At 32.6% G+C, this 11,828-nt stretch carries 12 protein-coding genes; 8 read left to right on the forward strand and 4 right to left on the reverse strand.

The genetic code is table 11. The annotated features are described in order from the left end of the window. Positions 1-234: 234 nt before the first annotated feature. Both AC1D0Y_RS28825 and AC1D0Y_RS28830 read left to right on the forward strand, forming a co-directional pair. Entirely contained in the window at positions 235-948 is a 714-nt protein-coding gene (locus AC1D0Y_RS28825; protein ID WP_477708345.1) for a 4'-phosphopantetheinyl transferase family protein, read from the forward strand. A gap of 167 nt (positions 949-1,115) precedes the next feature. Then, entirely contained in the window at positions 1,116-2,477 is a 1,362-nt protein-coding gene (locus AC1D0Y_RS28830; protein ID WP_477708346.1) for an MFS transporter, read from the forward strand. 212 nt (positions 2,478-2,689) lie between these two features. Here the strand turns inward: AC1D0Y_RS28830 and AC1D0Y_RS28835 are convergent, their stop codons facing one another. Beyond that, a complete protein-coding gene (locus tag AC1D0Y_RS28835; protein WP_477708347.1) occupies positions 2,690-2,887 on the reverse strand; it encodes an IDEAL domain-containing protein in 198 nt (65 codons plus the stop codon). A 7-nt stretch (positions 2,888-2,894) separates the two neighbouring features. Beyond that, on the reverse strand, positions 2,895-3,920 hold the full coding sequence (locus AC1D0Y_RS28840; protein ID WP_477708348.1) for a bifunctional 3-deoxy-7-phosphoheptulonate synthase/chorismate mutase: 1,026 nt from the start codon (positions 3,918-3,920) through the stop codon (positions 2,895-2,897). Positions 3,921-4,273: 353 nt separating this feature from the next. On the opposite strand from AC1D0Y_RS28840, the gene AC1D0Y_RS28845 reads away from it, so the two are divergent. The 3 genes from AC1D0Y_RS28845 (at position 4,274) to AC1D0Y_RS28855 (ending at position 6,887) form a co-directional block, all read left to right on the forward strand. Beyond that, positions 4,274-5,323 carry an NAD(P)/FAD-dependent oxidoreductase gene (locus AC1D0Y_RS28845; protein WP_477708349.1) on the forward strand — a complete coding sequence of 350 codons (1,050 nt, stop codon included), beginning with the start codon at positions 4,274-4,276 and terminating at the stop codon, positions 5,321-5,323. Between the two features lie 39 nt (positions 5,324-5,362). After that, the gene (locus tag AC1D0Y_RS28850) at positions 5,363-6,283 is read left to right on the forward strand and encodes an iron-hydroxamate ABC transporter substrate-binding protein (RefSeq protein WP_477708350.1); all 921 of its coding nucleotides are present in this window, start codon (positions 5,363-5,365) and stop codon (positions 6,281-6,283) included. 307 nt (positions 6,284-6,590) lie between these two features. Continuing rightward, entirely contained in the window at positions 6,591-6,887 is a 297-nt protein-coding gene (locus AC1D0Y_RS28855; RefSeq protein WP_477708351.1) for a hypothetical protein, read from the forward strand. Positions 6,888-7,461: 574 nt separating this feature from the next. On the opposite strand, the gene AC1D0Y_RS28860 is transcribed toward AC1D0Y_RS28855, so the two are convergent. Then, the gene (locus tag AC1D0Y_RS28860) at positions 7,462-8,868 is read right to left on the reverse strand and encodes an FMN-binding glutamate synthase family protein (protein WP_477708352.1); all 1,407 of its coding nucleotides are present in this window, start codon (positions 8,866-8,868) and stop codon (positions 7,462-7,464) included. 177 nt (positions 8,869-9,045) lie between these two features. Here AC1D0Y_RS28860 and AC1D0Y_RS28865 point away from each other — a divergent pair, with 177 nt between their 5' ends. Both AC1D0Y_RS28865 and AC1D0Y_RS28870 read left to right on the forward strand, forming a co-directional pair. After that, complete coding sequence (locus tag AC1D0Y_RS28865) at positions 9,046-9,792, forward strand: YqjF family protein (RefSeq protein WP_477708353.1); 747 nt, start codon at positions 9,046-9,048, stop codon at positions 9,790-9,792. Positions 9,793-10,055: 263 nt separating this feature from the next. After that, positions 10,056-10,808, forward strand: a complete 753-nt coding sequence (locus tag AC1D0Y_RS28870) for a DUF4046 domain-containing protein (RefSeq protein ID WP_477708354.1) — start codon at positions 10,056-10,058, stop codon at positions 10,806-10,808. 67 nt (positions 10,809-10,875) lie between these two features. Here the strand turns inward: AC1D0Y_RS28870 and AC1D0Y_RS28875 are convergent, their stop codons facing one another. Continuing rightward, positions 10,876-11,058, reverse strand: a complete 183-nt coding sequence (locus tag AC1D0Y_RS28875) for a YczF family membrane protein (RefSeq protein ID WP_477708355.1) — start codon at positions 11,056-11,058, stop codon at positions 10,876-10,878. A gap of 129 nt (positions 11,059-11,187) precedes the next feature. Between AC1D0Y_RS28875 and AC1D0Y_RS28880 the strand changes: the two genes are divergently transcribed. Beyond that, on the forward strand, positions 11,188-11,828 hold a 641-nt coding region (locus AC1D0Y_RS28880), incomplete at its 3' end, for a spore germination protein (RefSeq protein ID WP_477708356.1).

Here is an 11,828-nt window from a genome sequence, read left to right on the forward strand (position 1 = left end):
CTTTTTGGACTAGAGCTTGAACAAGATCTGTTGTAAACTGATTCATAGGAAGACCTTCTTTCTTTGAATTGGTTGTGGTGACTTAATTCTACAAGAAAAGGTCTTCCTTTTTGCATTTATTCATTTACACAAGATATTTTACGCTCTCATAAAATTTAAATATATGTTTATAGCAATTACTATATAGCGATTTTTTTAATTAAAAATTTAACTAAAGAGGAAAGTGAGAACAAATTGATTGAAGTATACATTTGTAAATTACCAGAAGAGAAGAGTAAAGCGATTGTAGAAAAAATATTACCTAATGTTTCTATAGAGAAGCAAAATCGAATCAATAGATTTTTTCACATCGATGATGTATATCGTACATTATTAGGGGATCTTTTAGTGCGTTTTATTCTTTGTAAGAGATATAGCTTAGTAAAAAAAGGGTTAACATTTGATAAGAATCTATATGGAAAGCCTTTCGTTAGCCAATATCCTCATTTTCATTATAATATATCCCATTCTGGGGAATGGGTAGTATGCGCTGTACATGAAAAAGAAATTGGGGTAGATATAGAAAAAGTTCTACCATTTGATTTAAAGATAGCAAAAGGCTTGTTTACAGAGGAAGAATATAAAAATTTATTAAATGAAAAAGAGGAAAGAGTTTCTTCTTTCTATGATATCTGGACTTTAAAAGAAAGTTATATTAAGGCAGTCGGAAAAGGAATGTCCATTCCATTAGATTCATTTAGTGTAAAAAAGCTGAATGCTAATACTATTACATTAACAGATATAGAAAACAATACACAAATAACAAATTTCAATTGTAAACAGTATTATATCAATGATGACTATAAGCTTTCAGTGTGTGCTCAGGGTGCTCATATACAAAAATTTAAGGAGGAACCAATATTAGTGTCTTTCAAAACGTTATGTACTAAATTAGGTATTTCTTATTGAAGTTAAACATTAATAAATAAAGGTCGAGTTAAGAAATAGTAATGTTTTTTAAAAATCTGATTAAAAACTAAGTTAACCATATATCTTGAATAAGATTATGTTAGTTTGCTTAAAGAAAAGTAATGTTGGCAATCTTTATAAAAGTTTTTAATTACGGAGGAATTATAATGCGAAAGATTAATATAGTGCAAGTTGTGGATGATAGCAAATTTAACTCTTTTCATCTTTCAATACTGCTTTGGTGCATTTTTCTTATTCTTTTTGATGGGTTTGATCTTGTTGTGTACGGAGCAGTGATTCCAAGTCTCAGTCAATCATGGTCTATAAGCCCCAGTATACTGGGGCTTATAGGAAGTTTAACTTTAGTAGGGGGATTAATAGGATCACTCATTTGTGGAATATCTGCGGATAAAGTAGGTAGAAAAAAAGTAATTATTTATTGTGTCGCTATTTTTGGTTTTTTTACCCTACTAACAGGATTTGCTAAAGGTCCAGTAGATTTTGCTATTTATCGTTTTATTGCAGGATTAGGATTAGGTGGAATTCCCCCATTGTTAGTTGCTCTTACTTCCGAATATTCTCCAAAGTCTATTAAAAACATAATGGTTGCCATTATGTTTAGTGGATATTCCATTGGCGGTATTTTAGTAGCTCTCCTTGGCTTAAAAGTAATACCCAATTTAGGGTGGGAGTGGATGTTCTTTATAGGAGCAATTCCTTTGCTATCTATTCCTTTATTAAATAAGTATTTACCAGAATCTCTTTATTATTATGTTGTAAAAAGAGAATATACAAAAGCAAAAGCTATACTAAAACGCTTAAATTCTGATTATATTTTCTATGATAATGATATTTTTGAGGTTGATGTACCAAAACAGGGTGTTCCTGTAGTTAAGTTATTTGAAAATCAGCGTGGAAGAACAACGATAATGTTCTGGATTTCTTGTTTTATGGGCTTGTTATTAGTATATGGACTTGGAACATGGCTTCCTCAGATGATGGTGAAATTAGGATACCCTCTTGAATCTAGTCTACTATTTCTAATGAGTTTAAACATAGGAGCCATAGTAGGTTCAATATTTGGTGGTATGTTAGCTGATCGAATTGGGTCTAAAAGAGTTCTTGTTGGCTTCTTTATAATTGGAGCTATTTGTTTAACCCTACTTGGTTTTAAACCCGAACTATTTGTTTTATATTTCTTAATATTATTGTCTGGAGCAGCATCAATAGGCTCTCAAAATTTAAACAATGCATATATGTCTAATTTTTATCCAACATCTATAAGGTCTACTGGAATTGGGTGGGCTCTTGGAGTTGGCCGTCTTGGTGCGATTTTAGGGCCCTCTATTGGAGGTATATTAATGGATTTAAATTTACCGACTTATATGAATTTTATCAGTTTTACCATTCCAGCTATTATTGCAGCAATAGCAATTTGTTTTATTCAAGATAAATTTGGTAGTTATCAAAATATTGAACATGATTATTCTGATTGCGAACTTAGAGGCCAAATTAAAAAGGTAGAATGATTAGAAATAAAAAAGAGATTTTATTGACTTCAATAATAAGTAGAAAATAATTTTAAATCTATTTATAGATTATATTCTGAAGAGATAGAACACACAGTAAGAAAGCTTATTATAAATTGTTCACCTCTAATATCCTTTAAGACAAATCATAGCATGTCAAAAAAAAAGCCATTACTTCTTATTAAAAGTAATGGTTGTTTTTTGAAGAGATTTTATATCATATATAATTTTTCAGTTAAACGTATGAATTCTTCTCTATCTCTATTCTGTAAAGACTCGCCAATTTTCATTAACATTTGTGTTTTTTCGAAGTCCCTTAGGGCTTTGGCTAAAACTAATTGAGCTAGTACTGAATTGAAAATTTTTTCTTTGGCTTGCTGTCTTGAGTAGCGTCGTATATATTTCCTCATCTACTTTTCAATTGGTTAACAATTCCGGGACTTTTTTATTTAAAAATTTATCCATTGAATCCATAAAAGTATGAAATTCACTAATATTCATTTGCTGTTTGGAATCTGACAATGCTACTTGTGGATTGGGATGTACTTCTGCCATTATTCCATCCGCACCAATAGCCAGAGCTGCTTTAGCTGCCGGAATTAATAAATCCTTTCTACCAGTTGAATGTGTGACATCTACCAATATAGGAAGGTGAGTTTCTTGTTTTAAAATTGGGACTGCTGAAATATCCAGTGTATTTCTTGTTGATGTTTCGTAAGTTCTGATACCCCTTTCACATAAAATTACATGCTTATTTCCTTCTGAAAGAATGTACTCAGCTGCAAATTTAAATTCTTCAATAGTTGCTGATAAACCCCTTTTAAGTAATACAGGTTTATCTGTTTTACCTATAGCTTTTAAAAGTGCGAAATTTTGCATATTTCTAGCACCTATTTGAATTACATCTACATATTCTAATGCTTCATCAATTTGTTCAGTACTCATAATTTCTGTAATAACCGCCATATTATTTTCATTAGCAACCCTTGCTAAAATTTTTAATCCTTCTAATCCCAGTCCTTGAAAATCATAGGGGGAAGTTCTTGGTTTGAAAGCACCTCCTCTTAATAAACTTAAACCTCTTTTAGCCATTTCTTTAGCTACTATATTTACTTGCTCAAAACTTTCTACTGCGCATGGCCCCATTACAAATTTTGGTTTTCCATTTCCAATTTTTTTATCGTTGATATGGATAATTGTATCTTTTTCTTGATATTCTCTAGAAAATAAGAATTTATTTGGCTTTTTTATGGTTTGATTGACTTCTATATTTTTAATATTCTCGACTAGGGGTTGTAGTCCTGCTGAAGAGTAGTGGATTACTTCTAATTTTTGGTTTAATTCGTCAATTTGTTTAATAATTTCTCCCTTTTTATGTATCAGAGCAAATATCTTTTCATCTATTTTTTCAATTTCTGCTCTTAAAATGCCAATGTTATTCATAAACTATGTCTCCTTTAAAAATTTTTTTATTTGTTTAACATATTTAAGAGGCTTTAATAGTCTAAGGAAGTTTGGTTATTTGCCTCTACTAAATTTATTTACCATATACAAATGAAAATGATAATCATTTTCATTTGTATATGGTAAATAATAGTCTTTCATTTCAATTTAGTCAATCTTTTTCATTCTTTTCTACATAAACTTGTTTTATTAAAATTAGAATACTCTTACTATAAAGTCAAAAAAGATTAGAACTACCTTTCCAATTAATGCATTGTAAAAATAAAAGAAACGTTATATATTTAATTGATAATGATAATCAATATTATTTAATCTTAGGAGAGTGACCTAATATGAAACCACTAGAAATATTTGACGTGACTGTAATTGGAGGAGGTCCAGCTGGTTTATATTCAGCTTTTTATAGTGGACTGAGAGAAATGAGTACCAAGTTAATTGAATATCAACCAAGATTAGGCGGGAAAATACATGTATATCCTGAGAAAATGATTTGGGATGTTGGTGGGCTCACGCCACTTTCAGGAGCAAAGTTAATTGAACAGCTCGTGGAGCAGGGGTTAACCTTTAATCCGACTGTTGTATTAAACGAAAAAATTGAATCTATCACCCGCAATGAAGAAGGAATCTTTATTCTCAAAGGTACATCTGGACAAAAGCATTTTTCTAAAACTGTCATTTGCGCTGTTGGAGGAGGAATATTAAATCCTCAGAAGCTTCAAATAGAAGGTGCGGAAAGGTTTGAAGTGTCTAATTTAAACTACACAGTAAAATCTCTAGGGCATTTTAAAAACAAAGTTGTAGTTATTTCAGGCGGAGGAAATTCTGCAATAGATTGGGCAAATGAATTAGAACCTATCGCAAAAAAAGTCTATTTAGTTTATAGAAAAGATGCTTTAACAGGGCATGAAGCTCAAGTTTCACAATTATTAAATAGTTCTGCTGTGTGTTTCTTTAATACGTCTATTAAAAAACTGCTTGCTAGCGCTAATCATGAAAAAATTGAACGTGTGGGATTAGTAAATCATCAAACAGGAGAAGAGTCATATTTTTCAATTGACGAAGTAATTATTAATCATGGATATGAACGGGATAAGGTATTACTTCAAAATAGTGACTTAGATATCAAAACGATAGATGATTATTATATTGAAGGCAATGTCTCTAGCGAATCTTCAATACCTGGACTATACGCTGCTGGAGATATTTTAAAACATAACGGCAAATTAAATTTAATAGCTGGGACTTTCCAAGATGCTGCTAATGCCGTAAACAAAGCCAAGCAGTTCATCCATCCCGATTCCAGTAAAATGGCTATGGTCTCTTCACATAACGAAGTGTTTAAAAAACGTAATAGAGAATTAGTGAAACAAATGCTTAACTAAGCAAATTAGAATAATACAGTACATAAAGGAGACCTAAACTTGAAAAAATTATTAATACCTTTTATCTTAATGTTTGTTCTTATTGTTAGTGCCTGCGACAACCATACCAACAGTCAATCATCAGCTGAGGCAAACAATAAGGAAAAAAATGAAACCATTACATATCAATCTGAAGATGGTCCTATTAAAGTTCCTGCCCATCCAAAGAGAGTAGTAGTATTAACTAGCTATACAGGGGATTTAATCTCACTAGGTGTAAATATCGTAGGTGTAGAAAGTTGGGCTAAAAAAAGTCCCTTGTTTAAAGATGAATTAAAAGATGTTCCTGTTGTTTCAGATGAGGATTTAGAAAAAATCATCAAATTAAAACCTGATTTAATTATCGGATCGAATGATAGTAAAAACTTAAGCAAGTTAAAAAAGATTGCTCCAACAGTTACCTATACGTACAATAAAGTAGATTATTTAACACAACATTTAGAAATTGGAAAGCTAGTAAACAAAGAAAAGGAAGCTCAAAATTGGATTGATGACTTCAAAACACGCGCAAATAAAGTAGGAAACGAAATTAAAGCTAAAATTGGTGAAAATTCAACTGTTACTGTGATGGAAAGTTATGATAAGAATATGGGTATTCTTGGTGACAGTTGGGGGCGGGGCACAGAAGTTCTATACCAAGCACTAAATCTAAAAATGCCTGAAAAAGTAAAGGAAATGACCAAAAAAGAAGGATATTATATGATTTCTTCTGAGATATTACCTGATTATGTTGGAGATTACTTAATTGTTAGTAAATATAATGAACAAGACAACTCATATCAAAAGACAGGCTTATATAAAAGAATACCTGCAGTGAAGAATAATCATGTAATAGAAGTAGACGGGAATACCTTTATGTTTAATGATTCCGTAACTTTAGATTATCAATTGAAATATTTTGAAAAACATTTTTTAAAATAAATCCAAGGGAAGGCATTATGTCTTCTCCTTTTTATTTCCCTTTTGATTCCCTACTGCAGTAAGGGTTCTTTTTTATTTTTTGACCGGACAGGCAGCCTTACTGCAGTAGCTACGTAGCATCTAAAGAATTCCGACTTCATTACCTAATTGGTATCTGTTTCGGTGGTGTAATACATTAACATTTGCTTAATTGAAGCTACTCTAAAAGAGTGGCTTTTTTAGAAGGATTTTAGGTTTTTAAATCCAAATAACAGGATAATATTTACTTACAAAGCAATTAAAGAGTGTAGAAATGGAGGGGAGTAAATTGCCTAACAAAGAATATCCATACTATTTTATAAAGTTAGGTAAGTTATATTATGTAAATGAATCATGTAGAAACGTAAAAAGGAAAGAGACCTCTATTTATGAATTTACAAACGATGAATTGGTCGAATTTCCCTTTGATACGCATTCCATTGCAAAACAGACTGCAGATGAATGTGGTGGTTATATTGTAGTTAGGAACTCTACGTTTGAAGACTATATTAGCCAAGGTGAACGTTGGAGCAAGTATATAGATTATAAAGAGAAAAATATATGTAAACTTTATAACGTTAAGTAAATAGTAAAGTATTTTAAATATAGTATATTTAGTATTTACATAGAATGTAGAAAAAGCCCATATTTGTCGTCATAAAGAGTAAATGATGAAACTCTTATTTTTATAACAGAGTTTATTCATTTACTTCTTATTATAAAAAACTTTTAATTTTTATTTTTAATTAAAATTATATTATTGAAAAATCATTAGCTTTAAATGCTTGTAGTATTTTTATAAGGTTATTATATATATAACAATTTATTAAAAGGTAAATAGAAGATACGTTCGTATATGATAAGAAGTGAAAAGTTGTATTTTTCGTTAGTAAGAGTAAATAGATAAATTAATAATTCACATTAAATAATTTACCATTTACTTAACGTATGTAGATTATCATGAAACAAAAGATGTCCTTTGCTTTAAAGCGTTAAATCGTTAAACTTTTAACGTGTTATTTCCTCATTCAAAAAAGCACAAATCATATATAGTGGATTTGTGCTTTTCTATTTTTACAGATATCGTCGAATTAAATTACCATAATATCCCTTAAAAGAGTTAATTATGAACTATTATGCTAATAAGCAACTTTAAGGATTTAATGACTTTTATCTTCCCATGGTTCGAAGGAAAATGGAATTCCAGCCATTTTGGCAGTTACTTCATCATAGGACACGAGATCCTGTTTTGACAATTCTTTTAATGAGCGTTTTCCCATTGCTCTTAATGCCATTTTCATTTCTTCTGTACTTGCTGTTAAGAATTTCTCTGCTGCTTTTACTCCTTCTTCAATCTTAAATTGATCCTTGAATTTCCCTTGATTCCAAACGACTTGTGTAGGCGGTTCAAATGGAAGGGGATTCAATGATTGAGTATGGGAGACGGTAAATAACATAGCAGATCCTATATATACTGCATCGGCTCCTAGAGCAAGTACTTTTAAAAAATGCCCGGGTACTAGGAGGCCGCCAGAGACAATTAAACTAATTTCCCCTCTCATGTTTCTCTTTTCTAAATGATTGGCAGCCCTGACAATCGCATGCAAAGTTGGGATTCCAAAGTCGTCAGATAAAATAGGTGGGGCGCCAAATGTAGCTGCTTGTCCCCCATCTACCGCAATATAATCAACCCCAATGTCAATTAAATGATCGATGTCTTCTTCAATTTTTCCGCCAGCTCCCATTTTGGCCCCAATGGGAACCCCACCAGAGAGCTCACGAAGTGTTTCAACAAGTTCTTTCAAATCATCTAAAGTTTGGTCTTCAAAAAAATTATCGTAAATTACTGCATCCTCGTTTTCCTTTAGTCCCATCACTTCACGGGCACGTCCTGTTAAATTTTTAGGTGAAATCTTCCCACCCGTTCCTGCTAAAGCACCTTGCCCAAATTTAACTTCAATCATATCGGCCCTTTTAAATAGCTCTTCTTCTTTTGACCAATCTGTTTTTGAAAACTGTAAAATATACTTTCCAGCTTGGTTTAATTCTTCAGGTAAGACCCCACCTTCCCCAGAATTAATCGCTGTTCCCACATTATTCGCTGCTTCAGCCAAAGAAAGCCTTACTTCTTCACTGAGCGCAATACCATAGGCCATTCCACTGATCATGAGTGGTATTTTTATTTTCATTGGTTTTTTTGCTTTTGGACCAATGGTAACCGCAACGTCTACATCTTCCTCGCCATCAATTGGAAATGGTGACGTTTGCGCAGGGATAAAGGTAAGTGGATCCAAATGCGGCCATTTTTTGGAAGATCCAAGTGGACGATGGAGGACGTCGCCCGTCGCTGCACGCAAGCTATTTTCTAGCATATTTTGAATACCCATATGCCGAAGTCCCGGCATCAATTCCATTATATTTTCTTGATAACTATCGGTTAAAACAGTTTTCCCCATTTGTTTCACTGTTCGTTTTATTATCCAGCGCCAACCAAAAAGAACGAATAAAAAAAAGAAAAGTATCATTGCTATCATCAAAGAGGTCAAATAATAAAAAATGTTCGACATATTTATTACTCCATATTTAGCGTATTTTCAATAAGTAAGTTTACAATTCATATTTTATCCAAAAAAGAGAAATTATATAAAGAAAAGGGTTTGAAAATAGTTGAGCTTTTTACATTCCTAATTGTATAAAAGTTTCACTTTCAACCAAACTATGGATATATATAAGGGGGTGATTTCATGAACATAATGAAGGATGTTATTTATCGGTCTTATCCATTAGCTTCAAAATATTGGATTATGCGACAAACTTGGAGAAATCTATTGTTTTTACATTGGCCTATTCCACTAAAAAAACTTCGGCCATATGTTCCTTCTTCTCTGCAAATTGACACCTTTAATGGATCCGCATGGATAGGTGTCATTTTATTCGTTTTAGAGGGAATCTATCCCCGTGGAATATCATCTATTTCCCTAACCCCTAAATTTCCAGAAATCAATGTAAGGACATATGTTAAACGTGATGGTAAGCCCGGTATTTACTTTATGTCTATTGACGTGGGGAACTGGGCTTCCTTAAACATTGCAAAGAGATGGTATCGTTTGCCTTATCATTCAGCGCAAATTTCTTTTCGAAAAGAAGGTCAAACCTTTCATTGCCAGAGTATCCGTGAAGGTAACACGAATACTCCTATATCCTTCAAGGGTAAATATGCTCCCGTATCTGAAGTTTATTTTTCAAAAGAAGGAACTCTTGATCATTGGTTAACTGAGCGATATTGTCTCTATAGTTCGAGTAACGGAGCCAACATCTATTCTGGTGAAATACACCACCAGCCTTGGCCGTTACAAAAAGCAGAGATAGAAATATTGAGAAATAACCTTTTTATACCTTTTCATTTTAACCTTTCTGAAGTAGAACCGATCGCTCATTTCTCTATAGGTGTAGATTCGTTAATATGGAATATTAAGAAAGTAAAGAACTAATAAAAATCATTCAATCGAAATCCAGATATATTCCAAACTTAGGGATGATCTATAATTTATATTTACACAAAATAAAAATTCCGTTTATTGGAAATGTAGAGTGGTAAGGAATGCTCTTATAATAGTTAAGATTTAAAAGCTGCAAGATTATTTATTATAGACTAAACGCTCCATTTATCAGGCTAACAGTCCGTTCCATTGTATATAAATCTCGTAACTATACATAATATTTTTAAAATACTTTTTAAAAGGAAGTTGAAGTAGTGGATAGAGAACAAGTTATTGAAATTTATCAGCACGTTCTAGATGGGAAAAGAAAACGATTTCCTAACGATTTTTTTGTAGGTAACGAAGGAAAAACATATATGAACTATATAACACGCTATCTACTTGAACAACGGTTATCAATCCCTATTCATGAAATCCCTCTTAAAGTAGGAGCAGATACATTATGGTCTCATCGCCTTCGACCACCTGCTATGTTATATGGATGGAATTACTACGAAGTCATTGATAATGCCTATCCTGGAGAATTCCAGCCGTGGGAATTTCGACAAGTACCCCGTAAATATTGGAAAGGAGAAGAAGGGAAAGATCGTGCTATTGAGGCAGTAAAATATGTAATAGAGGAAGAACTAAAAATTCCTTTTAATGAGATTCCTCATCGGGTTAATTTTCACTTTTTCAACCAAAATGGTCTAGGAGGTGTCTTTTCCCTCTTTAGACAATCCCCTTTTCAAGTGATTGAAGCTGTTTATCCAGGTTCCTTTAAACCCTGGCAATTTGCTAATGTTCCTATGAATTGTTGGAAAAATGAAGCCTCTATTCAAGAGGCAATGGATGACTTCTTATTTAACCAACTCCATTTTCTATCCTATGAAGAGGCGTTTCTCAACATAAAAAGTCAACACTTCAATGATCGTCAGCTCACAGGTCTCTTTCAGATGGCCTTCGATGCTCAAATGAGTAATGTAAAAGAATGGATAAAACGTCAAGAAATGCAGAAGGCCAACTAAAAATGGAGACAAGTGTCCTTATTAGCTCTCATTTCCCTTTCTTTTTTTTATAAAAAGATAGGCAGATTCAGCAAAAAAAAAGAAAAAGAAGAAAAAAGAGCACAAATAATTCGGTAACTTCCATTACTCGAAAAGGACTTACCGCATTGTATAATGCTTGAGAAACATCAAATCCTTGAAAAATATCGATGCCTAAAGAAAAAGTCATTAAACATCCCATCATTAAAAGGGCAATCCCTATGATTTTCATACTTATCACGCTCCATTTAGTAGCTTCTTCTTTTTCATATAGTATGATACAAAAAAGATTTGTTAAATATTACATAAAAAAACTATATGTGGTTAAAATAACCAAAAATAAAGAAGGAGACGTAAACCAATGCCTTCATTGTTTAAAAATGGAAAACTAAAAAAACCTCGCCAGCAAGAGAGTAAAAATAACCCTATTAATACAGGAAAATATATACAAGATTCCTTATCGGCCAATCTCGATACGATTCATCAGAAAACGGGAAATAGTCCAGACGTTGTTATCCGTCAGATAAAAATGGGAAGCAATTCTGATATAGAAACAGCGATTATCTATGTAGAGGGTATTGTAGACAATCAATCGATTCAAGAATTCTTACTGGAATCCATGATGAAAGATGATAAGAAAACAAAAGTGAATAAGCAAAATGCGTTAGAACTGATTTCTGAAGATATGATGACCATTGGTAACGTATCACCCATCCATAACTGGGATGATTTATTTTCAACCTTAATGGCAGGTGATACGCTCGTTCTAGTAGATGGAATAAATCAGGTACTGAGCGCCAGTACCAAAGGCGGAGAAACACGCACAATTTCAGAATCGGACACTCAAATGGTAGTTCGAGGCCCAAAAGGAGCGTTTACAGAGTCAATCGGGACCAATACAGCCATGGTACGCCGAATCATAAAGACCCCTGATTTATGGACAGAATCATTCAAGATAGGTCGTGCAACCAATACGGATGTGACGCTTATGTACATCCATGG

The sequence above is a fragment of the Priestia sp. P1_B12_1 genome, assembly GCF_056406695.1.